The sequence below is a fragment of the Paenibacillus sp. FSL K6-1217 genome (assembly GCF_045040735.1).
In the GTDB taxonomy this organism is placed as follows: domain Bacteria; phylum Bacillota; class Bacilli; order Paenibacillales; family Paenibacillaceae; genus Paenibacillus_AQ.
In genome coordinates this window covers 1,725,328-1,751,895 of the sequence record NZ_CP150271.1, presented here as the reverse complement: position 1 = coordinate 1,751,895, position 26,568 = coordinate 1,725,328, and the positions used below count along the sequence as shown (strand labels likewise).

Annotated in this window: 23 protein-coding genes; 17 read left to right on the top strand and 6 right to left on the bottom strand. The window is 52.3% G+C overall.

Features of this window, described 5'->3' with window-relative positions; translation table 11 throughout:
• The first annotated feature begins 37 nt into the window (after positions 1-37).
• The 8 genes from MHH28_RS07520 (at position 38) to MHH28_RS07485 (ending at position 9,185) form a co-directional block, all read left to right on the top strand.
• Positions 38-1,009 (top strand): helix-turn-helix transcriptional regulator, encoded by a 972-nt coding sequence (locus MHH28_RS07520; RefSeq protein ID WP_405113555.1) that lies wholly within the window; start codon positions 38-40, stop codon positions 1,007-1,009.
• A 257-nt stretch (positions 1,010-1,266) separates the two neighbouring features.
• On the top strand, positions 1,267-3,075 hold the full coding sequence (locus MHH28_RS07515) for a sensor histidine kinase (protein ID WP_405113553.1): 1,809 nt from the start codon (positions 1,267-1,269) through the stop codon (positions 3,073-3,075).
• Positions 3,068-3,835 carry a response regulator gene (locus MHH28_RS07510; RefSeq protein WP_405113551.1) on the top strand — a complete coding sequence of 256 codons (768 nt, stop codon included), beginning with the start codon at positions 3,068-3,070 and terminating at the stop codon, positions 3,833-3,835. The genes MHH28_RS07515 and MHH28_RS07510 overlap by 8 nt, the downstream gene beginning before the upstream one ends.
• Before the next feature lie 130 nt (positions 3,836-3,965).
• On the top strand, positions 3,966-5,255 hold the full coding sequence (locus MHH28_RS07505) for an ABC transporter substrate-binding protein (RefSeq protein WP_405113549.1): 1,290 nt from the start codon (positions 3,966-3,968) through the stop codon (positions 5,253-5,255).
• Between the two features lie 86 nt (positions 5,256-5,341).
• On the top strand, positions 5,342-6,034 hold the full coding sequence (locus MHH28_RS07500) for a hypothetical protein (protein ID WP_405113547.1): 693 nt from the start codon (positions 5,342-5,344) through the stop codon (positions 6,032-6,034).
• A gap of 134 nt (positions 6,035-6,168) precedes the next feature.
• The gene (locus MHH28_RS07495; RefSeq protein ID WP_405113545.1) at positions 6,169-6,966 is read left to right on the top strand and encodes a carbohydrate ABC transporter permease; all 798 of its coding nucleotides are present in this window, start codon (positions 6,169-6,171) and stop codon (positions 6,964-6,966) included.
• Positions 6,950-7,798 (top strand): carbohydrate ABC transporter permease, encoded by an 849-nt coding sequence (locus MHH28_RS07490; protein WP_405113543.1) that lies wholly within the window; start codon positions 6,950-6,952, stop codon positions 7,796-7,798. Before MHH28_RS07495 ends, MHH28_RS07490 begins: the two co-directional genes overlap by 17 nt.
• A 46-nt stretch (positions 7,799-7,844) precedes the next feature.
• Entirely contained in the window at positions 7,845-9,185 is a 1,341-nt protein-coding gene (locus tag MHH28_RS07485; RefSeq protein WP_405113541.1) for an FAD-dependent oxidoreductase, read from the top strand.
• A gap of 521 nt (positions 9,186-9,706) precedes the next feature.
• Here MHH28_RS07485 and MHH28_RS07480 read toward each other — a convergent pair.
• Positions 9,707-10,948, bottom strand: coding sequence for an MDR family MFS transporter (locus tag MHH28_RS07480; protein ID WP_405113539.1), 1,242 nt, complete (start codon positions 10,946-10,948; stop codon positions 9,707-9,709).
• 144 nt (positions 10,949-11,092) lie between these two features.
• Between MHH28_RS07480 and MHH28_RS07475 the strand changes: the two genes are divergently transcribed.
• Positions 11,093-12,874, top strand: coding sequence for an ABC transporter substrate-binding protein (locus MHH28_RS07475; RefSeq protein WP_405113537.1), 1,782 nt, complete (start codon positions 11,093-11,095; stop codon positions 12,872-12,874).
• Positions 12,875-12,956: 82 nt separating this feature from the next.
• Here the strand turns inward: MHH28_RS07475 and MHH28_RS07470 are convergent, their stop codons facing one another.
• On the bottom strand, positions 12,957-13,130 hold the full coding sequence (locus tag MHH28_RS07470; RefSeq protein ID WP_405113535.1) for a hypothetical protein: 174 nt from the start codon (positions 13,128-13,130) through the stop codon (positions 12,957-12,959).
• Between the two features lie 122 nt (positions 13,131-13,252).
• Here MHH28_RS07470 and MHH28_RS07465 point away from each other — a divergent pair, with 122 nt between their 5' ends.
• Positions 13,253-13,753: an AAA family ATPase gene (locus MHH28_RS07465; protein ID WP_405113533.1), complete on the top strand. Its 501-nt coding sequence runs from the start codon at positions 13,253-13,255 to the stop codon at positions 13,751-13,753.
• Positions 13,754-13,861: 108 nt separating this feature from the next.
• Here MHH28_RS07465 and MHH28_RS07460 read toward each other — a convergent pair whose 3' ends face one another.
• Both MHH28_RS07460 and MHH28_RS07455 read right to left on the bottom strand, forming a co-directional pair.
• Positions 13,862-14,833, bottom strand: a complete 972-nt coding sequence (locus MHH28_RS07460) for an aldo/keto reductase (protein WP_405113531.1) — start codon at positions 14,831-14,833, stop codon at positions 13,862-13,864.
• Between the two features lie 28 nt (positions 14,834-14,861).
• Positions 14,862-15,272, bottom strand: coding sequence for a MerR family transcriptional regulator (locus MHH28_RS07455; RefSeq protein ID WP_405113529.1), 411 nt, complete (start codon positions 15,270-15,272; stop codon positions 14,862-14,864).
• Between the two features lie 750 nt (positions 15,273-16,022).
• Here MHH28_RS07455 and MHH28_RS07450 point away from each other — a divergent pair.
• Together MHH28_RS07450 and MHH28_RS07445 are read left to right on the top strand one after the other, a co-directional pair.
• Complete coding sequence (locus MHH28_RS07450) at positions 16,023-17,243, top strand: aminotransferase class I/II-fold pyridoxal phosphate-dependent enzyme (protein WP_405113527.1); 1,221 nt, start codon at positions 16,023-16,025, stop codon at positions 17,241-17,243.
• A gap of 112 nt (positions 17,244-17,355) precedes the next feature.
• The gene (locus MHH28_RS07445) at positions 17,356-17,712 is read left to right on the top strand and encodes a hypothetical protein (protein ID WP_405113525.1); all 357 of its coding nucleotides are present in this window, start codon (positions 17,356-17,358) and stop codon (positions 17,710-17,712) included.
• Between the two features lie 468 nt (positions 17,713-18,180).
• Here the strand turns inward: MHH28_RS07445 and MHH28_RS07440 are convergent, their stop codons facing one another.
• Positions 18,181-19,131 carry an alpha/beta hydrolase gene (locus MHH28_RS07440; RefSeq protein WP_405113523.1) on the bottom strand — a complete coding sequence of 317 codons (951 nt, stop codon included), beginning with the start codon at positions 19,129-19,131 and terminating at the stop codon, positions 18,181-18,183.
• Between the two features lie 135 nt (positions 19,132-19,266).
• Here MHH28_RS07440 and MHH28_RS07435 point away from each other — a divergent pair, with 135 nt between their 5' ends.
• From MHH28_RS07435 to MHH28_RS07425, 3 genes are all read left to right on the top strand, one after another.
• The gene (locus tag MHH28_RS07435; RefSeq protein WP_405113521.1) at positions 19,267-19,803 is read left to right on the top strand and encodes an RNA polymerase sigma factor; all 537 of its coding nucleotides are present in this window, start codon (positions 19,267-19,269) and stop codon (positions 19,801-19,803) included.
• Positions 19,800-21,176: a DUF4179 domain-containing protein gene (locus tag MHH28_RS07430; protein ID WP_405113519.1), complete on the top strand. Its 1,377-nt coding sequence runs from the start codon at positions 19,800-19,802 to the stop codon at positions 21,174-21,176. The genes MHH28_RS07435 and MHH28_RS07430 overlap by 4 nt, the downstream gene beginning before the upstream one ends.
• A gap of 307 nt (positions 21,177-21,483) precedes the next feature.
• Entirely contained in the window at positions 21,484-22,413 is a 930-nt protein-coding gene (locus MHH28_RS07425) for a tyrosine-type recombinase/integrase (protein ID WP_405113517.1), read from the top strand.
• 263 nt (positions 22,414-22,676) lie between these two features.
• Here MHH28_RS07425 and MHH28_RS07420 read toward each other — a convergent pair whose 3' ends face one another.
• Entirely contained in the window at positions 22,677-23,600 is a 924-nt protein-coding gene (locus MHH28_RS07420) for an L-lactate dehydrogenase (RefSeq protein WP_405113515.1), read from the bottom strand.
• Positions 23,601-23,800: 200 nt separating this feature from the next.
• Between MHH28_RS07420 and MHH28_RS07415 the strand changes: the two genes are divergently transcribed.
• A complete protein-coding gene (locus MHH28_RS07415; protein ID WP_405113513.1) occupies positions 23,801-25,186 on the top strand; it encodes an APC family permease in 1,386 nt (461 codons plus the stop codon).
• A 39-nt stretch (positions 25,187-25,225) separates the two neighbouring features.
• Positions 25,226-26,518: a WD40/YVTN/BNR-like repeat-containing protein gene (locus MHH28_RS07410; RefSeq protein WP_405113512.1), complete on the top strand. Its 1,293-nt coding sequence runs from the start codon at positions 25,226-25,228 to the stop codon at positions 26,516-26,518.
• Positions 26,519-26,568 lie beyond the last annotated feature (50 nt).

Genomic DNA, 26,568 nt, shown 5'->3' with positions numbered 1-26,568 from the left:
AGAATAGTTGACCTGATAGATGATTAGGAGGCGTAGGATGAGGCTGCACCGTTTGATTGCAATACTGTTACTGGTTGAATCCCGTGGCAAAATGAAGGCCAAGGAGCTGGCCGAAGCACTGGAAACCTCTGTCCGTTCGATCTACAGGGACATTGATGTCCTGGCGGAATCAGGCATTCCGCTGGTATCTACCACCGGGCCGAACGGCGGAATATCGCTGATGGAAGGGTACACTGTGAATCTGCGGCGTTTGCATGGGGAAGAGGTGGTGCAGCTTTTTTTAACGGGAAGGGGAATGCCCGCGGGCGGAGCGGACGGGGCAAGTCTGCTGCTCCAGAACGCACTATTGAAGCTGGAGGCAAGCTTGCCCGCTCCCTATCAGGAGGATATCCGCACGGCGTTAAGCCGTTTCCTGTTCGATGCTGAACCTTGGTGGAGCACACAGCCTGAGGTGCCATATCTTGAGGCCTTGCGCACGGCGGTGTGGAGAGGGAGGATGCTCATGGCAGAGTACCGCAAGGTAAACGGGGAGACCTCACTGCGGAAGCTGCATCCTTATGGGCTGATCGTGAAGCAGGGGGAGTGGTATCTTGCGGCCTATTGCGAGCGGGCAGGCGAGGTCCGGACATTCAAGTGCGAACGGTTCACAGCCGTTACTTTATTAGAGGAGACCTATGCGATCTCTGAGCAGTTCTCCCTCCAAGCATACTGGAGTCAAGCAGAGCTATCCTTCGTTCAGACCAGCAGAGCGCGGGAGTTCTATCCGGTAGTTATTCGCACTGGCATTAAGAATGAGCAGATGCTACAGGGGCTGGAGATCATGAATACAGAGTCTGAAGGAGAAGCACAGCTAGTTACGGTGAATATGTATGATTATAGCTCGGCCTGTGTGAGTGTGCTGCCATTAATGGTACATGCTGAAATTGTGGGGCCGCCGGAGCTGAGGGAGTACGTCAGCAGTCAGGTGCAGGAGTGGAATCACATTTACAATCAACACTTGGCGACATAATCAATATTATGTTAACTAATTGCCCGGCAGAGAGTCAAACAAGAGCAGAGTAAGTGAGACGTCTCATTCTAATATAACCCCAACCCCAGCTTTCCGGCAGGTCTGGGGTTTATTTACTTTGTTGTTCCGTACCTTTTCCAAAAACAAGAGGATAGAATTCATTCGCATACCATTATACGATAAACTGTACAGAGGTTTAGATGTCAGCTTACATAACAAAAGGGGGGCTTGAGATGCTGCGGGGACTGATCCTACGGTTGAGAAGAAGTAAAATGCGCACCAGGCTGCTGCTCCTGTTCACCATGCTGACGCTGCTTCCGTTAAGTGTGCAGGGAATGGTGACGTACCGTCATTTTTCATCCACCCTGAACGAGAAGACCAAGCAATTCACGGTTGATATTGCCGGACAGGCCAACGCCAATCTGGATAGACTGCTGAAGGACTTGGAACGGTTGTCGCTGATGCCGCTCTATGACGAGCAGGTGTTGTCTATTCTGGCCAAATACGATGGTTCTATGGGCTCAGGAACATGGGCGCTGTCCGACGATTATCAGAAAATGAAGCTCTACACCTCTGCACAGGCGTACGACCGTCCGGAAATCCGCGGCATTCATCTGCTGAGCAACAGCGGAACCCTGTTCTCCAATGTGGAACCGCTGGCCGTCAACACCTCATGGGATGCCAGGCGCGATGAATGGTTCAGCACCCTGGACCGGTCGGACGGCGAGTGGATCATTCTTCCTCCCCATCATCCGTCTTACTATGCCGGGACGGACTCCTCATTCTATATTTCGATAGCCAGGGTGATCAAAGAACCCAGAACGCTGAAGCGTCTGGGCTACATCCTTATCGATGTTAAGCAGGAGGCCTTCGGATCTGTCTTCTCTAAGCTGAAGATTGAAGAGTCCACGGGACTGATGATCATCGACAGAGATCAGCGCCTGCTGTATGAGCAGAAGCCGGATCACGGGCAGTCGGCTTACGGTGAGCTGATCCACTCCGGGCGGATCAAGGAACTGCAAGGCGGTGAGCGGGAGAGGCTGGGAGGCACGGATTATTTGTTCGTCAGCCATAAGTCCCCGTATTCGGGCCTGTCCGTCATCGGCTTGACTCCGATCGGAGTCATTCTGAAGGAGTCGCGTGCGCTGATGATTTTTACGTTATGGCTGGCTCTCTTTTGTCTCGTGACGGTGCTGTTGCTGGCTTACGCGGTATCTTATCGAATCACCCTCCCTCTGGTGGAGCTCAAGAGCAATATGTCCAGGGTGGAGCGGGGCGATTTCAACAAGCGGGTCAGTCCGCTGGGGGGAGATGAATTCGGGCAGCTCGGGCGAGGATTTAATAAGATGATGGACGAGATCAACCGTCTGTTCCATGAGGTGCTGGTCACCCGTCTCCGGGAAAAGGAGGCTGAACTGTCTGCCCTGCAGAGCCAGATCAACCCGCATTTTATCTATAATACGCTGGAATCGATCAATATGATGGCCGTCCAGCGCAGGCACGATGAGGTATCGGATATGGTATCCGCACTGGGCAAGCTGCTTCGCTATACCATTGACAAGGCCGGACGGCTCGTGTCGCTGGGGGAGGAAATCGCATTCGTGGACTCCTATGTCCGTATCCAGCAGATCCGTTACGGCGGCAAGCTGACGGTTCATAACGAGATTGAAGAGGAAGTGCTGCATTTGCGGATTCCGAAGCTTACCATCCAGCCGCTGGTGGAGAATGCCATCGATCATGGGATCGCCGGGCGTGAAGAAGGCGGGACGATCTGGGTGTCAGCACTGCTTTTTGACAACGAGTTATTGATTACGGTCCGTGACGACGGGAATGGTTTAGAGGAGGAGGAGCTTGCAGCGCTGAACCGGGAGATTGAACAAGACCCCTCTATGGATTCGCTCAGACGCAGCGACGAGGACAGTCTGGGACTGCGCAATATCGGCCAGCGGATTAAACTGCTGTACGGGGAAGGCGGGAGCCTTACAGTTGACGGAAGTCCGGGGCAAGGGCTGGCCGTGACCATTACGATAACGATACCGGAATCAGGGGGAGAAGAGGATGTATAAAGTGCTGCTCGTAGAGGACGAAATCGTGATCAGACAAGGGATGCGCGAGCTGATTAGCCGGTCGGCGCCCTTTTTCGAGGTGACGGCGGAAATGCCGGGCGGACGGGAGGCGCTTATGTACTTAAAGTCCGAGCTGCCCGACGTGATGATTACCGATATCCGCATGAAGGAAATGGACGGACTGGCGCTGGCTGAAAAGGTGAAGTCGATGTATCCCGGGCTGCTGGTCATTATTGTGAGCGGATACGGCGAATTTGAATATGCTCAAAAAGCGATTGAATACGGCGTCCTCCACTACCTGCTCAAGCCGGTAGAACGTCATGAACTTGTCAGTGTACTGGAAAAAGCACGGCTGCTGCTCAATAAGCGTCACGGCTTGTCATCCCTGGAACAGACATCCGAACCGCTTAAGGTTGAAGGCGGTGGAGATACACGCAAAATCATACGGGATGTTAAGGAATATGTCAGACTGCATATTGACGGTGATCTGCGGCTGCAGACGGTAGCTTCGCATGTCAATCTGAATGCTACATACTTGAGCCAGTTGTTCAAAGGGGAGTCGGGTAGCAATTATTCGGACTATGTGACCGATTCCAGGATGGAACGTGCAAAATGGCTGCTCAGTCATACCCAGCTCAAAATCTATGATGTCGCCCGGCTATCCGGCCATCAAAGCCCGAAGCATTTCATGCTGGTGTTCAAGCAGCAGACAGGGATGACGGCTGGAGAATACCGCAATCAGTTTGATAATCAAGAATGAAATGTTAACTAAACTAACGCAAAATATAAAAAAAACGAACCATTCCTGTATTATGGATGATTTCTACAGGGAATACGTCTCCTTTATACTAAAAGAGTCATTAAAACTAACATGTCAAAGGGGAATGTTCATGAAAAAAGCAGGAGCAGTGCTTCTTTCAACCTTGCTGCTGGGCTTAACGGCAGGCTGTGCCAAGCCCGAAGCAAGTGGAAATGCAGAGAATCCCGGGAAACAGGAAGATGTGGAATTAAAGTTTCTGATGTGGGGCAATCAAGGGCATATGGATGTATATGACAAGCTTATCGATCAATTTGAAGCAGACAATCCGGGCATCAAGGTTACCATGGATTCCGTTCCCTTCACCGATTACCAGCAGAAAATATCCGTGCTGGCCGCAGGGAAATCCCTTCCCGATATCGCCTGGGTCTCGGAGCGGATGATCCCGCAGTTCAAGGCCAACGGTATACTGGCGGATGTCTCCTCCTTCAAAGACGATGCTTCCTTCAACCTGGACGATTACATTCCGAGCACGCTAGACTTGTTTCGGGACGGGGATCAGTTGCTCGGCCTGCCGTTCTCTACACCGCCGGTGGTTATGTTCTACAACAAGACGTTGTTCGACAAGGCCGGACTGACAGATCCGAATACACTGGCCACCCAAGGAAAATGGACCTGGAAGACCTTTGAGGAATCTGCCAAAGCGATCTCTGTCAAAGACGCTGGGGGCCGGGTGTACGGCGCGAATTTCTTCCGCGACTGGAAGACCTGGGCCATCTTGTCATCGTATTCCTGGTCTTATGGGAGTGGCCCGTTTAATGAGGATCTAACCGCATTCACCTGGAATGATCAATACGGCGTAGAAACGATGGAGTTGCTGGAGCGGATGATGTATGAGGACGAATCCCACCCGAAAGCAGGCGAACAGATCAGCTTCGACGCAGGGAATCTGGGAATGTTCTTCGACAACTACAGCTACGTCTCGAAGGCGCGCGAAATCACCGGATTTGAATGGAGTATTGCGCCGATGCCAGCCGGCTCCGCAGGCAGCGTTCCGATGCTGGGCCAAGCGGGCTATACCCTGTTCAAGGACAGCAAGCATCCGGAGGAAGCCAAAAAGCTGCTGAAGCTGTTCGCCAGCCAGCCGGGCATTGAAGCGACATCTACGTATTTCGTACCGCCGCGTACATCGGTGCTCAATTCCGATGCGTTCCTGAATCAGCCGAACAACCCACCTGCCGAGCATATCGTACAAGCCGTTATCGATGAAATGCCTAAGGCGCGCATCATTCCGGGCCATATCCGCTGGCAGGATATCGACAATGCGGTGCTGCAAGGCTTTGACCGCCTGTTCGGCCGCTCAGCGTCCGCCAAGGATAACATGACGCAGATGCAGACCGATGTCGAGGCGATTTTGAAATAAGAGTCCGGGCATGGGGCCGTCAACCGGCGTTCAGCAGAGTGCAGCGTCCGGCTTGACGGACCGCCCGAAATGGGGAGCGAAATACAATGGGTAAATTGAAGCGCAGATTGGAGCAAAGCGGCCTGTCCTTGTTTATCAGCCTTCCTGCCAATGATGTGAGACTGGCGAAGGCAGCGCTTGAGGAGGGCGCCGATGCTCTGAAGGTTCATTTTAATGTCGGCCACCGGGCCAGCGGTACGCATTTCGGCCCGCTTGAGGGCTATGAAGACATTTTCAGCGAAATCCGCTCTACCTTTGACGGTCCCTTGGGTGTTGTGCCCTCAGGCAGTCTGGAAGGTGTGTCGGAAGAAGAGATTCGGCGGCTTGCTCCGCTCGGGTTCGATTTCTATTCTATATATGCCCATCACCTGCCGTCCTTCATGCTGGAGGATCACGGGTTGGACCGGACCTTTGCCATTAATGACACCTATGATCTCAGTCAGGTTCGGGAAGGGGCACAGTTCGAAATCACGGCGCTTGAAGCATCCATAGTGCCTGGCAGCGAATATGGTACGGGCCTCAGCTTGGCAGATCTGCTGAAATACCGGTATCTGGCCGATCATTCCGGCCTTCCCGTGCTGGTGCCTTCCCAGCGCAAGCTGGTTACGGGGGATGTACCGTCCTTGCAGCGCGCTGGAGTGAAGGCGATCATGCTGGGTGCGGTGGTGACGGGCAAGACAGAAGATGGGCTGCGGCGTGCGGTTAGCTCGTTCCGTAATGTAATAGACAGATTGAGCTAGAGGCGGTGAATTCCGGCATGAACAGAAAGGTCAAGAGACGAAGCAAAGGTCCGCTTGCCCGAGAGGCGCAGGTGACCGGATGGCTTTTTATATCGCCAATGCTGCTAGGTTTCACGTTGTTATTGTTATTTCCGATGGGGAAAGCGCTCTATATGAGCTTAAATGACTGGCCGCTGCTTGGTGAACACCGGTTTGTCGGTCTGGATAATTACAAGGATATTGCGGTTGACCCGCTGTTCTGGAAGGTCTTCGGCAACACGGCGTATTTCACCCTGGGTCTGGTGCCGTTTAACATTGTGCTGGCACTGATGCTGGCGTTGCTGTTATCTCGAAGCCTGAAGGGCATCGGCATCTTCCGTACTGCAATCTTCGTTCCCGTAATGACTTCGCTGATTGTATGGTCCATCGTCTGGAAGTACATGTTCGCCACCGACTCCGGGCTGATTAATCAGCTGCTGATGATGTTCAACATTAAAGGGGCCGCCTGGCTGTATGATGAGAGGCTGGCAATGCCGGCCGTCATCCTGACGAGCGTACTGAAGAACGTGGGGCTGAACATGGTGCTCTTCATCGCTGCGATCCAGCAGGTATCGCGTTCCTTATACGAGGCGGCTGAGCTGGATGGGGCGGGGAAGACCAAAACCTTTTTCAACGTGACCCTGCCTATGATTACACCCACCGTATTTCTGACCGTTGTCATGACCGTGATCGGCTCGCTGAAGGTGTTCGGCCAGATCTATGTCATGACCCAGGGCGGGCCGAGTAACAGCACCAAGGTGCTGGTCTATTACATCTGGGAAAAAGCGTTCAAGCTGTTCCAGATGGGCTACGCTTCGGCGCTGGCATTTGTGCTGTTCTTTGTCGTATTGATCTTGACTCTGCTGCAGTGGCAGCTGCGAAAGAGGTGGGTATTCAATGAGAGCGATGCTTAAGCCCAGCCGAAAGTGGTCAGCAGCAGGAGTGTATGCCGCGTTAACGGTGGTATCGCTGATTATGCTTGTTCCGTTTCTGTGGATGCTGTCCACCTCCTTCAAACAGCCGCAGGATATTTTCACCAACCCGCCGCAGCTGATCCCGCCGGTATTCCGGTTTCAGAATTATGTGGATGTCTTTACACTGATCCCGTTTCACCGCTTCTATTTTAATAGCGTCTATATCTCGTTTGTCGTGGTGGCGGGAACGGTATTTTTCGCTTCGCTGGCAGGCTATGCTTTTGCCAAAATTCCTTTTACCGGAAGAAATGCCGTGTTTCTGGTGCTGCTCAGCGCCATGATGATTCCGCATGAAGTGACGGCGATCCCAATGTTCCTGTTCATGCGCGACCTGGGCTGGATTGACACGCATCTGCCGCTGATTCTGCTACCTATCTTCGGTGCAAGCGGCGTGTTCGGCATCTTCGTGATGCGGCAATTTTTCATTACCGTACCCACGGAGCTGGAGGAGGCGGCGATGATCGACGGCTGCAGCCGGTTCCGTATTTACTGGACAATCATGCTGCCGATTGCCCGTCCCGGCATGGCGACACTGACGATCTTCACGTTCGTGTCCATCTGGAATGAATTCTTCGACCCGCTTATCTTCATCAATACACGGGAGCTGATGACCTTGCCGCTTGGATTATCGTTGTTCACAGATGAAGTGGGCACTGCCTGGCATTACCTGATGAGCGCCACCGTCATGGCAACCGTGCCGCTGCTGATCGTATTCTTCCTGGCGCAGAAGCGGTTCATCGAGGGCGTAGCTATGACAGGGCTGAAGGAATAAGCACACACCGAGAAGGAGTAGCACATACCGAAAAGGAGTAGATGAGATGAATCCTGCAATAGAGGCAGATGTCATTGTCGTGGGGGGCGGCCCGGCTGGAATCACGGCGGCCATTGCCGCCGGACGGCTGGGGGCACAGACGGTGCTCATTGAACGTTACGGGTTCGTGGGCGGGATGTCCACCGCGGCTATGGTCTATCCGTGGATGACCTTTCACACCGATAGCGGCGAGCAGGTGATCAAGGGCATCGCCCAGGAAATTGTAGAACGGCTGCAGGCCAGCGGCGGTTCGCCGGGCCACCTGCGGGATACGGTCGGCTTCGTGCATACGCTGACGCCGTACCATCCTGAAATCTATCAAGTGGTAGCTACAGATATGCTGCGCGAAGCCGGGGTGAAGCTGCTGCTGCACAGCTTTGTGGATGAGGTGATGGCCAGTGACGGCGTGATCGAACAGGTGGTGGTGACCAATAAGTCCGGGCGTACACCTGTAACGGGGCGCATCTTCGTGGATTGCAGCGGAGATGCAGACGTAGCCAAGCTATCCGGGGCCGAAACGCTGCAAGGCCGGGACGGGGATAACCGTTCCCAGCCGATGACGATGAAGTTCAGAATGCGCGGCGTTGATTTGCACAAGGTTAAAGCGTATATGATCAGCCATCCCGAAGAGTTCTACAGCAAAACGCCAATCGCCGAGCTGCCGGACCTGCCGCTGACCGGAGTAAGCGGATTCTACTCGCAATGGAAGCGGGCAGAGGTGCCGATCAACCGCGACCAGGTGTTGTTCTTTGCAGGTCCGGCAGACGACGAGGTGCTGATCAACTGCACCCGCGTTCAGGGGCTGGACGCCACGAATGCGCAGGATCTGACCTTGGCGGAGCAGGAGGGCCGCAAGCAGGTGCTGCTCATGGCCCAGTTTCTAGCGCGCGATGTTCCAGGCTTCGAACGGGCCTCGATCTCAGCGGTTGCGCCGCAGATCGGCATCCGCGAATCGCGGCGGATTAAAGGCTATTACCTGCTGACCCAAGAAGATGTCGTGGAAGGCCGGAAGTTCAGTGATGTGATTGCCCGCAGCGGCTATCCGATCGATATTCATGATCCGTCCGGCAAGGGGGTCACGGCCTCCTTCATCGCCGGAGACGGCGCGTACGACATTCCGTACGGCTGCCTGCTATCGGCCAATGTGTCCAATCTGCTGGCCGCAGGCCGATGCATCTCGACCTCGCACGAAGCGCTGGCTACGACCCGCTTGACGCCAAGCTGCATGGCTACGGGCCAGGCGGCCGGGACGGCGGCAGCGCTTGCCGCAGCCGCAGGGATTAAGCCGCAGGCGCTCGATATCCAGCAGCTGCAGGAGCAGCTGAAGCGGGACGGGGTTGTATTGTAGCAGTATCAAGATGGGCGGGCGACCCGCATCGTTACTTACGGTGTGTGTTGTCTGCTTTTTGCTGGGCGTGGGTGTTATAAGCATATACATTGGCAGCTAGGCCAAATGTGTATTAAAAACAACATACAATCGGCTAGCGTAAGGTACATCGACTGATTGTGTGTTAAAAACAGCATACAATCGACTGGTGTGAGGTACATGGGGCCAAATGTGTGTTGAAAACAACATACAATCGACTGGGGTAAGGTAACTGGGCTGAATGTATGTTAAAAACAGTATCTGGTTGGGCTGGTACGACGTTTGGTGCGGCTACTAGTAGTTCAAGCTGACTTTGTGTGGGACTACCCAGCAGAGTTAAAAGAGTACGTCGGCAATTAGAAGCAGGGCTGGAATAAAATACATTGCCATTTGGTAACGTAATAAATATTATGTTAACTATTAAGGGGTTACTTGCATGAAAGTAAATAACCCCCCAAACCCGTTTTACAGCAGGTCAGGGGATTATTCATGTGGTTAACACCTCAAGCACCAAGCTCACGCTGTACACTTGCTTCGGCGGCTTCGCGGATGCGAAGTCTTTTATGCGCGGTAATCAGGAAAGGAAGACCGAGCGCCGTGGTCAGCGCAAGCGGTACGAATACAGCGGGCCCGTTCAGAACGCCGAATTGATCCAGCAGCAATCCTCCGAGAATAGGCGCGATGACGCTGCCTATATTATTGAAGCCAATCGTACCGAAGTAAGTGCCTTTCCACTCCGGTTTGGCAATCCGGTCGATCAGCATATCCATCATCGTGAAGAGCAGGACTTCCCCGACAGTGAACAGAATCACGCTGAACATCAGCAGAGGGACTCCTCCTGGCATCCCGAACAGCAGCAGACTAAGGGCTACGCAGACATTGCCCAGAATCAGCGGGATAATTGGCGGGAACTTGCTGGCTGTACGCACAATAGGGTACTGAACGACCAGCACCGTTACTGCATTAAGCGACAGCATATAAGAGAAAACTTGGCTGCCATTGCTGAAATGGGGGTTCATCGCGAGATACTGCGCCAGTGTGGAACTGAAGTGGCCATATCCGAGTACACAAAAGATGGTTCCCAGCAGAACGGGCAGAAATACCTTGTCCCGGCTGGTAACTGCGAGCGCATCCAGCAGCTTGGGGGTCCGGGCTTCTCCATGCACAGGCATGCTGGCACGGTGGACCGAGAATTGCAGGAACAGAACAAGGCCATAGGCGATATAGACGATCCCTGCGATCATGAACGGGAAGGTGGACTTGGCGGAGCCGAGCTGGAGGCCGATAATCGGGCCGAAGACCACACCCAGATTCACCGCGGCATACCGCAGATTGAAGACCAGCAGCTTTTGCTCCGGCGGGGTAATATCCGACAATAATGCCCGCGAAGTCGGTTCAAATACGGCGCGGCACAGTCCGTTGAGCGTGTTCACCAGGAAGAAGACCCACAGATGCTGCGCTGCGGCGAAGCCGAAGAATACGCAGGCCCAGCCGAACACAGAGACCAGCATGACGATCCGGCGCCCGATCACATCTGAGATATAACCGCCGTAAAAACTGATCATTACCCCTGCCAGCGAGCTGACGGCCACCGTGAACCCGGTCTGGGTAGCGGAAGCGCCAAGCACCTGCGTGAGATAAATAGAGAGAAAAGGAATGCTCATTGAAGTAACCAGCCGGCCGAACATCGTTCCGATGATGATGGTCCAGGCCAGCGGGTGAATGTGGCGCAGATGTTGTTTCATTTAACTCCCCGTCTCCTAGTCCATGTTTTTGAATATGAAGCATGCTTCTTATCGAATGATTATGTATAATTGTATAGAACAAAGGGGGAAATAAAAGTGTAAGAATTACATGTGACTTTTCACCTTTTAAAAGGAGATTAGATTATGGACACCAGCAGCACGCATTATCTCTGTTTGGCCGCAGCCCTGGCTCCGGCTTATAACCTCCAGCAGCCGATTCCGGTGACGATTGAGCAGTTGACCGGTATCCTGTGCTGCACACCGCGTAATGTGAAATTTATTCTGCGGAAGCTGGAGGAGCAGCAGTTGATTGCCTGGATACCCGGAAGAGGGAGAGGAAATCGCTCACAGATGACTTTTTTGCGTCATGTGGATGAGGTGCTGGAGGAGGGATTCCAGGAGCTGGTCAGCAAAGGCCGGATTAAGCCTGCCATCGAATTGATCGGCCAATACCCGGTCAACGAGCCGCTCAAAGAACGCCTGCTGGCAGTACTTGACATGCAAATGGGCTTCAGGAGTGAACCCGGTTCCGAATCCGGGCAGGAGGTGCTGCGAATCTCCCGTAACCGTGCGATGGAGAAGCTGGACCCGGCTACCGTATACACCGCTTTTGAGACCTATTTACTGGGGCATATTTGCAGTACTTTGATTACCTATGATGCACAGAACGGGGGCTTCCTGCCGGGGCTGGCTCACACGTGGGAGGCCAATGCGAGCAGTACGAGCTATCTGTTCTACCTGCGCAAGGGTGTACGCTTCCACCATGGCCGCATGATGACTTCACGGGATGTACAAGAAACCTTGCAGCGTCTGATCCGGCTAAACAGTCCGGCGATCTGTCATTTTGAGGATATCATTCATGTGGAGCTGGAGGGGGACTATCGTATCCGGTTTGATCTGGTACAGCCGAATTTCTTCTTTTTGCATATGTTCAGCTCGATCTATATGTCGATTGTACCGTATGATGTAGATTTCGCTGAGCATCCGGTTGGCACGGGGCCTTATCAGGTAGTGGATCTGAGTCAGGATGTGCTTGTACTCGGCGCCTATGATCACTACTATGGAATACGCCCTCTGCTGGACAGGGTCGAGATCTGGTACCTGCCGCATTTGGCCTCGGGGGTACGTCAATATCAGCTGACCGATGCCAGTACCAGTCTGAACAGCGTGCCGGCAGTGGAGGACGGAAGGAGTCATAGTATCGATTATCCGGCTGTCGGGTGCAGATACATGCTGTTTAATTTTAGAAAAGAAGGCGTACACCATCACCCTACAGTCCGGCAGGCCTTGCGCATCCTCTATAATCAGCTGGCCCTGATCCGCGAGCTGGGAGGCAACCGGATTATGCCGGCGGACAGCTTCCTTCCCTGGCAGAGCAGTAAGCATGAGTTCAGCGAACCGCTTCTGGAGGAAGCGCAGGCGCTGCTTCAGGCAGGCGGGTACAGCGGCGAGACAGTGAAGCTGGCTTACCGCACATGCCATGAGGATCGGGAAGAGGCACTATGGCTGCAGGAGCGCAGCAGGAAGATCGGGCTGCAGCTAGAGCTGTACCCCTTATCCGAATATAATCTGCCGAACCTGATGAACCATGCGGATCTTGTGATCTGCGAAGAGGTGCTGGAGGATGACTGGCAGTGGGGGATGATCAATTATTTTCGCAACGAATCGAACTATCTGCATATCCTCCTGCTGGACAGTCATAAGCAGGCGCTGATCGAGTTGCTGGAGCCATTCGCCCGGCTGGCAGCCGGGGAGAGGGCGGAGCTGCTTGATGTGGCGGAGAGTAAACTGCGGGATAACTGCTGGGTGCTGTATGGCTGTCATATGAACAAAAAAGCGCAATTAAGTCAGAATCTGTTCGGCCTGCAGCCCGGCTCTTTCGGATTTCTGGATATCTCCAAGCTATGGGTGAAATCGGGGTTTTAATAGTTAAAAAGAAACGGCTGCTCTCCTAAGTGGACGGGCAAACCGTTTCTTTGTGTGCCGTGCGATTGGCGTTACGGGTAGTTCAGACTGCATTCTGCTGCTTGCCGTCACATTTCTTGCAGACCGTTAGCTTCTCGCCTCCAGGGCCTTTGCCCAGATACAAAAGCTTAATCCGGGTGCTTCCGCAGATCGGACAGGTGCCCCTGGCCCGGGAAGGGGTGGTATAGAGTGCTTTGCCGCGCTTGTTCTTGGACATGTGTACTCCCACTTTCGTCTGTAATACTCTATCCTATGCCCGGGTGGCAGCGGCGATTCGATGGGAGTCATATTTTATTGCTGTATGACGTAGTTTAGCAAAAGCATTCGAAGGAGGGCATTATGAAAAAACTTGTAATTGTAAACGGAACCATGGGAGTCGGAAAAAGTACAATTGTCAGTAAGCTGTATAAAGAATTAGAACATTCGGTATGGCTTGATGGAGATTGGTGCTGGCAAATGAATCCATGGAATGTTACGGAAGAAAACAAAACGATGGTAATGAATAACATCCATTATATGCTCAGTCAGTATCTTGATAATTCTATGTTCGAGTATATCTTCTTCTCTTGGGTGATCCATAAGGAAAGTATATTAGAGGAAGTTCTTGCAGGCTTAAAGGAAAAGGAATATGAGCTTATAAAAGTTACGTTAATGTGCTCTGAAGAAGAGTTGATAAAGCGCATGCGTCAGGATTCGAGGAGCGAGAATGAAATTGAGAATAGCATCAGCCGGTTAGAGCATTACAAAGAAATGAACACACAAAAGCTGAACACGAATGGTAAGGAGATTGATGTCATTATAAATGAGCTTCTACATATTATTGAGAACAATAATGTGTAGTTACACCAATTATTTCATCTTCTAATCATGAATTATTCCATCTTCTAATCATCTCCACATACAAATAGTCCACGGGTTCCGTGGACCATTGCTTTTTCTTCATATAGTCTAGCCGTCCAGCAGTGTCATTTGTTCTTTCATATAACGTGTGCCGTGAACGATATGTTTGGGGCTGACCTGCTCAATGCGTTCGAGGTCTTCCTTTGTGAGAAGGATATCCGCCGCGGCCGCATTCTCCTCCAGATACTTGATATGCTTCGTACCCGGGATAGGCAGCGCACCGCCAGCAATCGTCCAGGCAATGGCCAATTGGGAGGGGGTACAATTCTTCTCCACCGCGATCTCCTTGATCTTGTCGACAATCTCAATGTTCTTCCGGAAGTTGTCTCCTTGGAACCGCGGCATCCATCTGCGAAGATCGTCTGCGGCCAGATTCTCGAAGGTGCGGAGCTCGCCGGAGATAAAGCCCCTGCTTAGCGGACTGTAGGCCACATGGGTAATCCCCAGCTCTCTTATAGCAGGGAGAATCTCCTCTTCGATATCACGGCTCCAGAGCGAATACTCACTCTCCAGCGCGGAGATCGGATGCACGGCATGAGCGCGGCGAATGGTGGAGGCGGAAGCCTCGGACAGGCCGAGCGCCCGGACTTTACCTGCCTTGACCAAGTCTGCCATCGCTCCGACCGTTTCCTCTATCGGGATTTGCGGATCAACGCGGTGTTGGTAGTATAGGTCGATGTAATCTGTATTCAGACGGCGAAGGCTATCCTCTACTGCTTGCTTAACGTAATCAGGATGGCCGCTGATGCTCTCATAATTTGGAGTATATGAGAATTTGGTAGCGATAATGGCTTGCTCGCGGCGCCCTTGAAGAGCACGGCCGAGCAGCTTTTCATTATGCCCGTTTCCGTAGACGTCCGCCGTATCGAACATCGTGACGCCTATGTCCAACGCGTGATGGATCGTCTGAATCGACTCTTCATCATTAGTCACCCCGTAAATGCCTGGAGACATCCCCATAATTCCCAGACCGATCGAAGAGACGAGGATATTGCTGTTGCCCACAATTCTTTGCTTCATTGGTTAATCCCTCTTTCTGTGATTGTTATTACTCAGACTCCTCCATGTTAATTAACAATTGGCTCTCAGAAGGAAGGGTACCTTTCTCGATGTCTTCGTATATGGACAGTTTGTTATTGACAGCGTCGAGTGCTTCGGCCAATTCGTTCTGGCGTCGAAATAATTCCTCCTTGTACTGGTTTAAGATTGCCTTGCGCTGTGGAATCGTGGAATCTCCATCAAGCGCAAGATTTACCATCTCCTTCAGCAATGACAGCTTCATCCCGGTTGCCCGGAAACAGGTCATCAGCCTCATCCAATCCAGATGATCTTGTTCGAACAGCCGATTCCCGTTCTTATCTCTCTTAATGTGAGGGAGCAATCCCTCTTTCTCATAAAAACGAATCGTATGCGCAGGGCAACCAAGCCGCTCTGAAGCTTCTTTGATTGTGAAAGCCATTTGACCGGATCACTCCTTATCGGTTATTTTCAGACGGAATGGGCGGGTTCTTCCTTATCCTAAACCTTAAAGAGCACTTTAAGGCAAGCGTTATTTTAGGAGACAGCGGTTATCGTCCGGATCACAAAACTGGAGCGATTAAGGCAGACCAATGCAGTGAAAAAAACATCCTAATGGATGAATAAGATTACCTTCGAGTGAGCACAATGTATGCTGTTTTTGACATACATTGGGTCCAGATGTCTGCTACGGGCACGGTGTATGCTGTTTTTGACATACATTGGGTCCATATTCCTGCTTGTGGGCGCAATGTATGCTGTTTTTGACATACATTGGGTCCAGATGTCTGCTACGGGCACGGTGTATGCTGTTTTTGACATACATTGGGTCCAGATGTCTGCTTGCGAGTACAATGTATGCTGTTTTTGACATACATTCAGGCCGTATGTCTGCTTGCGAGCACCATGAACTTTTGTAAATGTACACACACCGTTTCTGCAGAAGCAGGAACCTATAGTTTCCTATACATCAAAAAAACAGCGTATAACATAAATTATACGCTGTTTCACTTCTAATCGACTTTTATATGAATTTCTGCACTGATGGTCACCTTAAATAGAGTGATTTTAGTAGAATAATATATTAATAATGTAAATAATGTCCACACCAAGGATTTGCCTGTTCTTTCTCCTCTTCGGAGAGGGGAACCCATGCTATACTATTGAAAAAACATACGCTGGAGGGAGTCCATTGATTCATAGCAGCAAGCAGCATAAATGGAGATCAGACAAACTGTCTCATCTGGGATCATCGATCTTCGCCGAGGTGGCGGCATGGAAATCCGAAGCCCGGCAATCGGGTATGGAGATCATAGATCTGGGAATTGGCAGTCCAGACCAGGGCCCGCTGCCCGAGATTCGTCAGGCATTAAGCGAAGCGGTACTGCGGGAGGATAGCTATGCTTATCCGTCGTCCAAGGGAAGTGCGGCGTTTCGGAATCAAGCGGCGAAATGGATGCAGTGGCGTTTCGGTGCGGTGGTAGATCCAGAGGAGGAAATTGTGTCCCTGATGGGTTCGCAGGACGGGCTGGCGCATCTGGCTCTGGCCATCTGCAATCCCGGCGATCTGGCGATTGTGCCTGACCCCGGTTATCCTATCTATTCAGGGGCGCTCGCTATAGCAGGAGTGAGGGCATGGCCGCTGCCGCTTTTGGAGGAGAATGCGTTCCGGCCGGATCTGGAGCGGATTCCTGAGGAGGTCTGGCGTGAAGCATCCTTTATCCTGCTCAGTTTTCCCGGCAATCCGATTTCGGTTACGGTGGATCTGGCTTATATGGAGCGGCTCGTGGAGCTTGCCCGTAAGTGGGATGTGCTGGTTGTGCATGATCTGGCGTACTCAGAGATGGGCTTCGATGGATACCGGCCCATCAGCATCTTACAGGTCCCCGGAGCGCGGGATACCGCCGTTGAATTTCATTCCTTCTCCAAAAGCTTCAACATGGCCGGATGCCGCATCGGCTTCATGGCGGGCAATGCTCAGGCCGTCGGGGCGCTGCGGGAGCTGAAAAGCAATGTGGATTACGGCGTCTTCGAGCCGATTCAGGAAGCCGCGGTTGTGGCGCTGGAACAAGCGATGGCAGCCGGGCCGGACCAAGGAGTAGCTGCGCTGTATGAACGGCGGCGGAACCTTGTGGTAGAGGCTCTGCACCTTGAAGGATGGGCGGTGCCCTTGCCGGAAGCGACGATGTTCATTTGGGCAAGCCTCCCGGATGCCTATGGAAGTGTGGGTGAAGCCGGAAGATCGCGCCGCTTCGCTCATGACCTGCTGCTAAGGACCGGGGTAGCGGTCATTCCGGGAGATGCGTTTGGTAGCCAAGGGGAAGGGTATGTGCGGATTGCGTTGGTAGAGGAGGAAGAGCGTCTTCTGGAAGCCGCCCGGAGAATAGGGGAATTTCTACGTTCGGACAGATGAGATTGAGAAATGCCAATGAGTAACATAATAATTATTATGTTAACCATTTTAATTCGCGGATCTTAATTCAGGGTAATAAGGATCAACTACAGTTATTCAGGAGGTTGATCTTATGGGATTTAACATTGGAGGATTAGGCGATAAAATACAAGGAGTAGTCGGTTCCCTCAAAGAAGGCCGCGCCTACGAGCTGCTGCAGAAATTACCGCTGGACAAGCTGCCTGTCGAGCAACTGCTGCAGAAGCTCCCGCTGGAACAGCTGCTATCGAGCCCTTTTCTGCAAAAGTTCACTCCCTTCGAGTCCTTGAAGGATCTGCTGCAAAAAGGAGGATTCTCTGCCGGCTCGGCAGAGGAGATAAAGTCGCTCCCGCAGGAGCAGCTGGATGAGCATGTAGCGAAGACCACTTCCTTCGGTTCATTGAAGGATATGCTGCTCAAAGCAGCGGAGTTCTATTCCCAACGGAAATAGAGGCTCCGCAGGCAGGTCTTAAGTAGGTTCCTCTAAGCGGGACTGCTGCCGGTTCCGGCAACCTCATAGATGTAAACAAGCCCGCACCGTAATTCTCTGGTACGGGCTTGCTTTATTTTGCGTAGCATCAGAGCTAATATTTGGGGTTTATGGCCAATGTAGCCATGTAGGGCTTACGTTACGTTTTCAAGTGAAAATACAGGAAGAGTTGAGATGTATTTTGTACAACTAAATGAGACGAAAAGGTGTGGTTCGATCGTATAAGTGCATTCTGTACAACTATATTGCCGTAATAGCTTAGATTCATCTACTTATGATGTAATAGCTGCACGAAATACATCTAAATGGAAAATAGGTTAATAATTAGATTATTAAGTTGTACAAAGTACATTTAAGCTTACAGAGCTTGCGTTAACGTAACGCAAAACCTGACCAGCAAGTCTTCCTGCTGTGCCAGTGTCATAGTGCTTAGTGCTTCAACCAAGCCGTTGCCAGCAGCAAAGCTCCCTGGTTAGCCTTAGTGTCTGCCAGCGCGTTCAGCATCACGAAATCGTGAATAATGCCCTGGAAACGTACGGCCGTAACGGGAACGCCTGCTTCGCGAAGCTTATTCGCATAAGCCTCTCCTTCATCACGCAGCACATCGGCTTCACCAGTGATAATGAGGGCTTCCGGCAGACCGCTAAGCTGGTCCAGACTGGCCCGCAGCGGAGAGGCCGTAATCTGTGCCCGCTCCTCAGGATCGGTGGTATATTGATCCCAGAACCACTTCATACCTTCGCGCTGGAGGAAATAGCCTTCTGCAAACTGATGATACGATTCGGTATCGAAGGAAGCATCTGTAACCGGATAGAAAAGCAATTGCTTGGAGATGGCCGGACCGCCGCGTTCTTTGGCCATCAGGGTGATGGCCGCAGTCATGTTACCGCCGACACTGTCTCCAGCGACACTCAGCCTGGAGGCGTCGAGTCCGTATGTGGAGCCTTCACTAACAATCCATTCCAGAACTGCGTAGATTTCTTCAATGGCCGTTGGATATTTGGCTTCCGGGGACAGGCTGTATTCAGGGAATACCACGGCAGCACCTGTACCCACAGTCAGCTCACGGATGAGCCGGTCATGCGTGTGGCTGTTGCCGAATACCCAGCCTGCTCCATGAATATAGAGAATGACCGGCAGGGAAGTGCCGGAAGTTCCTACTGGACGGACAATACGCACCTTCACTTCACCGCCGGGGCCGCCAGCTATAGTCAGATCCTGAAGATCTGCCTCGGGTTTTTCGATATCGCCCGCCTGAACGGTGTTGACCGTTTCGCGGCCTTTTTCAGGACCCAGATCGGGCAGGAAGGGAGGCTTGGCATTATCATCGGCGAATTTCTGAGCTGCTGGTTCAAGAATAACTTTTTTATGATCAGACATAGTTATAGTCTCCTTCTTCTAGCAGATTAGGTCAAGCTCTTCTCATCCATAACCGCCTGACAAGTTTCTGAAACGTAAAGCGAACGGATCGCCCGGGTCAAAGCGTATATCCAGTAAGAAAGGGGGGATGCGAGCGTGAAGGATTATCCCATCACAGAACAGCAGGCCAAGGACATGTTTGAAGCACACTCCGCTTATATTTATGGGATTGCCCTTATGATGACCAAGCAGCGGGTGCTGGCCGATGATATTACCCAGGAGACTTTTCTGCGTGCTTTTGCAAAATATCATTTATACGATCCCTCCAGGCCGCTTCGGCCTTGGCTGTACCGGATTGCAGTCAATACGTCCCGTAATCTGCTGCGCAGGAAGACTTGGACACAACTGCTGGCAGGCGTTCCTATAGAGGGAAAAGAGCACTCCGCCGAGAGCTTCGCCCTGCATAGTGAGAATCAGCTGGAGTTATGGCAGGCGGTCTGCCATTTGTCCGCGAAGCTGCGGGAAGTGATCTCCCTGCACTATTATGCCGGATTATCGCTTCCCGAAACCGCAGAGGTATTAAGTATTCCGCTGGGAACCTGCAAATCCAGGCTTCATGCGGCACTGCGCAAGCTGAGAGAATGCGGCGAACTTGACCCCGGCGTGCTGATGATGAAGGAGGGGATCAAATGACGACAGCTAAGGACGGGCTGGATGCTCAATCCGAGGTAGTAACCGCACAATTACAAATGGAAGCGGAACACATGATACACAGTATGCCTACTTCTGTTCATTTTGATGAATTGTGGCAGCTACATATAGGAAGAGTAAAGGAAGCTCCAAGGGGCAGACGCCGGTTATCACCGTACAGGAAGTGGGTCATGGGCGCCACAGCTATGCTGGCTGTTACAGCCGGATCAATTATTGGGATCGGGTTCATCTCACCCCCCGTAGCAGAGGCGCTGCGCGTCATTCCTTTCTTCGATTATCTGTATGACAAAGGTGCCGACCGCGGGGAGTTGAAGCCGATTGAACAGAAGCATCTCAGCAATCCGGCAGACGCACTGATTACCGATAAAGGCATTACCTTCAATCTGGTAGAGGAATACTATGACGGTATTTCATTGGTGATTAATTATGAGGTGACCTACCCATCATCCTCAGAGCGCATTACCGGCAAGGAAGCGGCAGTTTTCTATAAACTCAATTTCGAAGGACATCATCCGCAAAGAATCTCGAGCCACGATTTTACGATTACAGGAGATCATACCTTCGTAGGTACAACCCGTCTAAGCTTTGGGGACAAGGATCTGCCGGATCAACTTAGGCTTAATATGAGTATTGATTGTATCGGGACAACAAGGGGGAACTGGGATGTATCTGTCCTGATGGATAGGAGGAAGAGTGCTGCGCTGAGCACAACCGTCTATCCTAAGGATTTGGATTTCACGTACGATAACTCACTATATACTGTAGACAAGCTGACACTGGGTCCTGTAACTTCGCAAGTGATTGTGATGAAAAGTTATCCTCATCCATGGCTTTATGTAATGCTTGAAGATGATATTGGGACCTTGTATATGAATAAAGGTGGAGATGGGGCGACTGATGAGTACTATTATTTCAACTTCTCTCCGCTGACAGAATTTAATCCCAAACCGGAATATATGACCCTGATCGCCTATGAGACACTAGAAAATAAGCAAATTAAATCAGAAGAAGATCGCCAGAGCCTGAACGGATCATTACCGCTAACGCTGCAGGGGAATCAGGGAGGAACGGTTACAGTTACGGCTGTTGATTACGAGGAGAAGCAGACAGTTGTATACTATGAGGCCAGTCAGGTGATGAGCCAGTTAACCGAGCTAACTTTACTGCAAGGACAAAATCAGCCAATCACACAAACAGGACAGCCGGTGCGGATTAGCCGGGATAAACTGGCATTTAAGCTGATTTTCCCGCCCGTACAGCCCTCCGATAAGCTTGAGATTATGGCCCGCTCCCTCTCCTATCGAGAGGATGTACAACAATTCCGTCTGCGGATTCCGATTCAGTGGAACGAATAGCTGTTGGAATTTAATGCTTGTAAAAGAATAGGCCGCGCTTGTCCTGCATGGACGGGCGCGGCCTGTGCTCGCATAGAGGTATGTGGGCCGATAGACGGAAAACCGGATACAATGTGCAGGCGTGCAGGTGCGCTGGCTGATGCAGCCCGCAGGTGATTTTGTACTAGCATGCCGATCGGGACTGAAATCAGGAAGAACCAGCCGATCAGGATGTATGATCCAACTTTCCTTGTATTTAGGCCGGATGGAGAGAAGCCGCTGCGGAGGAATGATATAATGGTTGTACTTAAGAAGGAGGGGACAGGTCATGAATGAGCTGGAACTAACATATGAAGAAGAGCTGGATGCCTTCCTGATCTGGATGAAGGATGCCGGTTACACAGCACATACCCAGAAATCCTATCTTGCCGATGCACGGGAATTCCTGGACAGCCTCAACGGCAGGGAGCTGGGAACGGTCAAGAAGCTGCATGTGGTCTCCTACCTGACCTCGGTCCGTGAACGTGGGGTCAGCGATGCCACCCGTAACCGCAAGCACGCCTCGGTCAATTGTCTGTTCAAGGCACTGTCGGAGCTGGAGCTGTTAGCCATCAACCCGGCGGCAGGAATCAAGAAATCCAAGACCGACAAAAACCGGGAGCCCGTCTATCTGGAGGAGCAAGAGCTGGAGCGGTTCCTGGCGGCGGTAGAAGGCAAGTACAGAAGCCGCAATCTGGCAGTCTTCCTGCTCATGTCCTATATGGGGCTGCGGGTAGGGGAAGTACATACGCTGAATCTGAGTGATTATAATGTAGACAGACGTTCCCTGCGGGTCTTCGGTAAAGGGCGCAAATGGCGGGGTATTCCGGTTCCGGAGGATGTGGCCCCGTATCTCGATCAGGCGATTGCAGACCGGCTGGTCCCTTGGCGCAGCAAAGAAGAGGCTATGTTCATCTCACAGAAGGGACGCAGACTGTCGATCCGGGGAATTCAAGGCATTGCTGCAGATACCTTCAGCCGCTTCCAGAGTGAGCTGCCTTCCTCCCAGCAGCATGCCTATTCGAGTCATAAGCTGCGGCATTCGTTCGCCACGATGCTGTTGCGCAAGGGTGCGGATCTGCGTACCGTGCAGGAGCTGCTGGGCCACTCTTCCATTCAGACAACTACAGTATATACGCATATTACGAGCCGGGAGAAGGAAGAGGCCATGTCGAGACTGCAGATCAGCAGTGCTGACAGGCTGAGCGGCAGCTTATAGTCCTCCTGTCCAGCATTAATATCACTTGAACTATGAACTTTTGTTCATACCCTAACGCACAAATTACAGGGAATGTGCATTTTTAGGATGACAACTCGCCGCTGAATTGCTACCATGAGAAAGGGAAAAACGGATTGTGAAATCTACCACATCATTCACTTTAGTCGCTTAACGCGTCTTCGCGGCTGGTGAATGCTTGGTATTTGGAGTTCAAAAAGGCCGCCAATCTCTGCGGATTGGCGGCCGGCTTGTTGCGGCTGGAATTATAGCTCCAGCTTGGCGATTTCACTCTTAAGCTTATCAGCGGACTTCTGGAACAAGCTCTGTTCTTCTTCGCTGAGCGGAAGATCAAGCACCTCACGCACACCGGAGCGGTCCACGACACATGGAGCGCCGAGGAATACATCGGAGACACCATTGTAGTTGTTCAGCAAGGTGGATACGTTCAGTACGGAGCCTTCATTGTTCAGGATAGAGGAAACAATGCGGTCCAGGGCCAGCGCGATGGCATAGGAGGTTGATCCTTTGGCATCAATAATCTCGTAAGCGGCGTTCTTCGTATCCTCGAAGATTTCTTTGCGTTCGGCTTCATCGAAGCCCAGATCAATTCCCGCGACATTGGCGAGACTCCAGACCGGCAGCTCGGAATCGCCATGCTCCCCAATGATCTGTCCATGGATGCTGCGCGGGTCAATCTCCTTGTGCTTGCCGATCAGATAACGGAAGCGGGCACTGTCCAGCACGGTTCCTGAACCGATAACGCGTCTGCGGTCGAAGCCGCTGATCTTCAGGGTGGCATATGCCAGGATATCGACCGGATTGGTGGCAATCAGCAGGATGGCATGGTGGTTGTATTTCGTGATTTTCTGGATGATATCTTTGAAGATCGAGATGTTCTTGCGAAGCAGGTCGATCCGGGTTTCACCGGGTTTCTGGGAGGCTCCTGCTGTCACAATAATAATGTCGGCATCGCGGCAATCCTCATAGGTACCTGCCCATAGCTTCACGCCTCCGACAAAAGGCATACCATGGTTCATATCCAGCGCTTCACCAAGCGCCTTCTGGTGGTTCACATCGATCAGTACAAGCTCGGGCATGCGCTTGCGCAGCAGCAGCGTATAGGCTGTAGTGGTTCCGACTGCACCGGTACCGATGACTACAACACGATTGGGCTTAAATGGGGCCATGGTTAAATCTCCTCCAGCATTTGTATTTTGGTAAGATAAGGAAGGCAAAGCCATTCCACTTGCTGTCCAATCTTATCCATCATAATCTCTAGGGATAGTGTTTTCAAGCTGTCCGCTTTTAATCCATTACCCGAATTGGGGTAAGCTAACAAAGGTTTTTCTATTATCCACTCAACCACTTGACAGGAGCGAATTGAAGTATGGATTTATTCCGCAAAAAACCGCTGGCCATTCCCCAGAATGCCGGAGCGGAGAAGCTTAGCAAGACACTGGGCGCCTTGGACCTGACGATGCTCGGTGTGGGCGCCATTATCGGCACCGGGATCTTTGTAATGACGGGAGTAGCGGCTGCCGAGCATGCCGGTCCGGGACTGGTGCTATCCTTCATAATCGCGGGGATCGCCTGTGTGCTGTCCGCCTTGTGCTACTCCGAATTTGCTTCGACACTGCCGGTATCCGGCAGCGCTTATGCTTACAGCTATGTGGCCTTCGGCGAATTGCTGGCCTGGGTGCTGGGCTGGGATCTTGTACTGGAATACGGGGTTGCCGCAGCAGCGGTAAGCAGCGGATGGTCCGGTTATTTTCAGGGACTGCTGGAAGGCTTCGGGATACATTTGCCCACAGCTTTGTCTGGAGCGTATAATGCGGATAAGGGAACGTTCATTAATCTGCCTGCCGTAATCATTATCCTGCTGATCTCCTATCTGCTCACAAGGGGAGCCAAGGAGACCGCCCGCTTCAACGCAGTGATGGTCGTCATCAAGCTCTCCGTGGTGCTGTTGTTCATCATCACCGGAATTTTCTATGTGAAGCCGGAGAACTGGACGCCCTTCCTGCCGTTTGGGATTCATGGTGTGATGAATGGCGCTGCTACTGTCTTTTTTGCCTATATCGGCTTTGATGCCTTATCTACTGCCGCAGAAGAAGTGAAGCGTCCCCAGCGTGACCTTCCCATCGGGATCATCTCATCCCTTGCCATCTGCACCGTTTTATATATCGCTGTATCCCTGGTCCTGACAGGCATTGTGCCTTATCAGAGCCTGAATGTCAGCGACCCGGTGTCCTTTGCGCTGCGGTTCGTGGGCCAGAATATGATTGCCGGACTGATCTCCATCGGGGCCATTGCCGGGATGACTACAGTGCTGCTGGTCTTGTTGTTCGGACAGACCCGGCTGCTGTTCGCCATCTCCCGTGACGGGCTGCTGCCGAAGAGCTTGTCCAAGGTTAGCTCTAAGACGCACACACCGGTGCGCAGCACCTGGGTGGTGGGCAGCCTGATTGCCATTCTTACCGGCTTCGTTCCTTTGGACCGGCTGGCGAATCTGACCAGCATCGGAACGTTGTTTGCCTTTCTGGTGGTGTCCCTCGGGGTAATTATGCTCCGCCGGACGAAGACGGATCTCCGCAGAGGTTTCCGGGTTCCCTGGGTTCCGCTGATTCCACTGCTGAGCGCGGCAACCTGCGGTTACTTAATGTATAATCTCGGGAGAGAGACCTGGATCGGGTTCCTGATCTGGGTAGCGCTCGGACTGGTTATCTACTCGTTATACGGCTATAAGCGCAGTAATCTGAATCCGAAGAAATAATTATGGAAGAATAATTATTGAATAAAAGGAGAGAGAGCATTGTCAGCCAAAGCTTCAGATTCCAAGGTTCTAAGAATGGTGTTGATGCTTCTTATGACTCTGCTGGTTCTCTCGGCTTGCTCGTCCGCCCCCCCGCCGGAGCCGTCCCGGCCGCCTCAGCCGACTGAAGCGCCGGAAGAAGGGCAGATGATTACCGTCATCACTCCAGATAACAAGAATGTCGATACCGAAAATGCGAAGAAATACCAGATCCAGACGCGGCTGACCGATTTCCGGCTGCTGAACCCCTCAGCGGGGCTGGCCTGGGGAGTCACCCGCAACGAGCTGCGCATGTACATGACACTGAATAACGGCAAGACCTGGGCGAATATCTCTCCGGCCACGAACGTGCAGTTTCTGAGCAACCCGGTCTACGGCAAAGAGATTTTCTTCACCGATCCCGAGCATGGCTGGATTATACGCAGCTCGTTCGGCTCCACCGAGACCGTGGTGCTGCGCACCACAGACGGGGGACACACCTGGCAGATCTCAGCGTTCCCGGATTCCAACAAACTATCCTCCATCTATTTCAGCTCTAGCCTGAACGGCTGGCTGATGACCAAGTGGGATGCGAGTGCCACCAAAGAGAGCAAAGCCTTGTATGCCACGAAGGATGGCGGAGCAACCTGGAATCAGGTGATGCAGAATGAGCAGTATAATCCGAATCTGCCGAGCCTCTCGATTCCGCATGCCGGGGTTGCAACCGGAATGATCTTTAATGACGAGAACCGCGGATTTGTTATGCTCCAGACCGGTGCCCTGCCCAAGATTTATATTACCAAGGATGGAGGGACGACCTGGGTATCCGGTTCGGAATTCCTGGTCAATGACAGCTTTGCCGGATGTGACCGGGTTGTTACAGGTGTGCCTGAATTCTTCGGGGAAGATGCGGCGGGGGGCTGGATGCCGGTCGGCTGTCAGAAGGATAAGGAAGGAAGCATGACCTTCAACGGCTATTTTACGGCCAACGGGGGAGAGAACTGGAAATTCACCGCATTCGGGCGGCCGGCACTGTCCGGCATGAACCGGAATGTGGCACCCGACTTCCTGAATGCTAAGGCAGGCTGGTCGCTGGAAGGGAATCTGCTCTACAAGACGGTAGACCAGGGCGTGACCTGGACGGCTCTTCCAGCCAGCACTGTGCTGCAGTCCAAGCTCTTGGAATATCCCGAGGTCGTGAAGCTGCAATTCATCTCAAGCGATGTCGGCTGGCTGCTGATCTCGAAGGAGGAGGACCGCAGGTCGATCCTGCTTCAGACCACCAACGGCGGAGAGAGCTGGCGGGTAATGTAAGCTACCGAAGAGGTTGTCCGTTCTGACGGGCAGCCTCTTTTGCAGCTTCA

Excerpts from the sequence above, each read along its gene's own strand:
- MHH28_RS07520 (WP_405113555.1), top strand. The coding sequence starts at position 38 with ATGAGGCTGCACCGTTTGATTGCAATACTGTTACTGGTTGAATCCCGT.
- MHH28_RS07510 (WP_405113551.1), top strand. The coding sequence starts at position 3,068 with ATGTATAAAGTGCTGCTCGTAGAGGACGAAATCGTGATCAGACAAGGG.
- MHH28_RS07505 (WP_405113549.1), top strand. The coding sequence starts at position 3,966 with ATGAAAAAAGCAGGAGCAGTGCTTCTTTCAACCTTGCTGCTGGGCTTA.
- MHH28_RS07500 (WP_405113547.1), top strand. The coding sequence starts at position 5,342 with ATGGGTAAATTGAAGCGCAGATTGGAGCAAAGCGGCCTGTCCTTGTTT.
- MHH28_RS07495 (WP_405113545.1), top strand. The coding sequence starts at position 6,169 with ATGGGGAAAGCGCTCTATATGAGCTTAAATGACTGGCCGCTGCTTGGT.
- MHH28_RS07490 (WP_405113543.1), top strand. The coding sequence starts at position 6,950 with ATGAGAGCGATGCTTAAGCCCAGCCGAAAGTGGTCAGCAGCAGGAGTG.
- MHH28_RS07485 (WP_405113541.1), top strand. The coding sequence starts at position 7,845 with ATGAATCCTGCAATAGAGGCAGATGTCATTGTCGTGGGGGGCGGCCCG.
- MHH28_RS07480 (WP_405113539.1), bottom strand. The coding sequence starts at position 10,948 with ATGAAACAACATCTGCGCCACATTCACCCGCTGGCCTGGACCATCATC.
- MHH28_RS07475 (WP_405113537.1), top strand. The coding sequence starts at position 11,093 with ATGGACACCAGCAGCACGCATTATCTCTGTTTGGCCGCAGCCCTGGCT.
- MHH28_RS07470 (WP_405113535.1), bottom strand. The coding sequence starts at position 13,130 with ATGTCCAAGAACAAGCGCGGCAAAGCACTCTATACCACCCCTTCCCGG.
- MHH28_RS07465 (WP_405113533.1), top strand. The coding sequence starts at position 13,253 with ATGAAAAAACTTGTAATTGTAAACGGAACCATGGGAGTCGGAAAAAGT.
- MHH28_RS07460 (WP_405113531.1), bottom strand. The coding sequence starts at position 14,833 with ATGAAGCAAAGAATTGTGGGCAACAGCAATATCCTCGTCTCTTCGATC.
- MHH28_RS07455 (WP_405113529.1), bottom strand. The coding sequence starts at position 15,272 with ATGGCTTTCACAATCAAAGAAGCTTCAGAGCGGCTTGGTTGCCCTGCG.
- MHH28_RS07445 (WP_405113525.1), top strand. The coding sequence starts at position 17,356 with ATGGGATTTAACATTGGAGGATTAGGCGATAAAATACAAGGAGTAGTC.
- MHH28_RS07440 (WP_405113523.1), bottom strand. The coding sequence starts at position 19,131 with ATGTCTGATCATAAAAAAGTTATTCTTGAACCAGCAGCTCAGAAATTC.
- MHH28_RS07430 (WP_405113519.1), top strand. The coding sequence starts at position 19,800 with ATGACGACAGCTAAGGACGGGCTGGATGCTCAATCCGAGGTAGTAACC.
- MHH28_RS07425 (WP_405113517.1), top strand. The coding sequence starts at position 21,484 with ATGAATGAGCTGGAACTAACATATGAAGAAGAGCTGGATGCCTTCCTG.
- MHH28_RS07420 (WP_405113515.1), bottom strand. The coding sequence starts at position 23,600 with ATGGCCCCATTTAAGCCCAATCGTGTTGTAGTCATCGGTACCGGTGCA.
- MHH28_RS07415 (WP_405113513.1), top strand. The coding sequence starts at position 23,801 with ATGGATTTATTCCGCAAAAAACCGCTGGCCATTCCCCAGAATGCCGGA.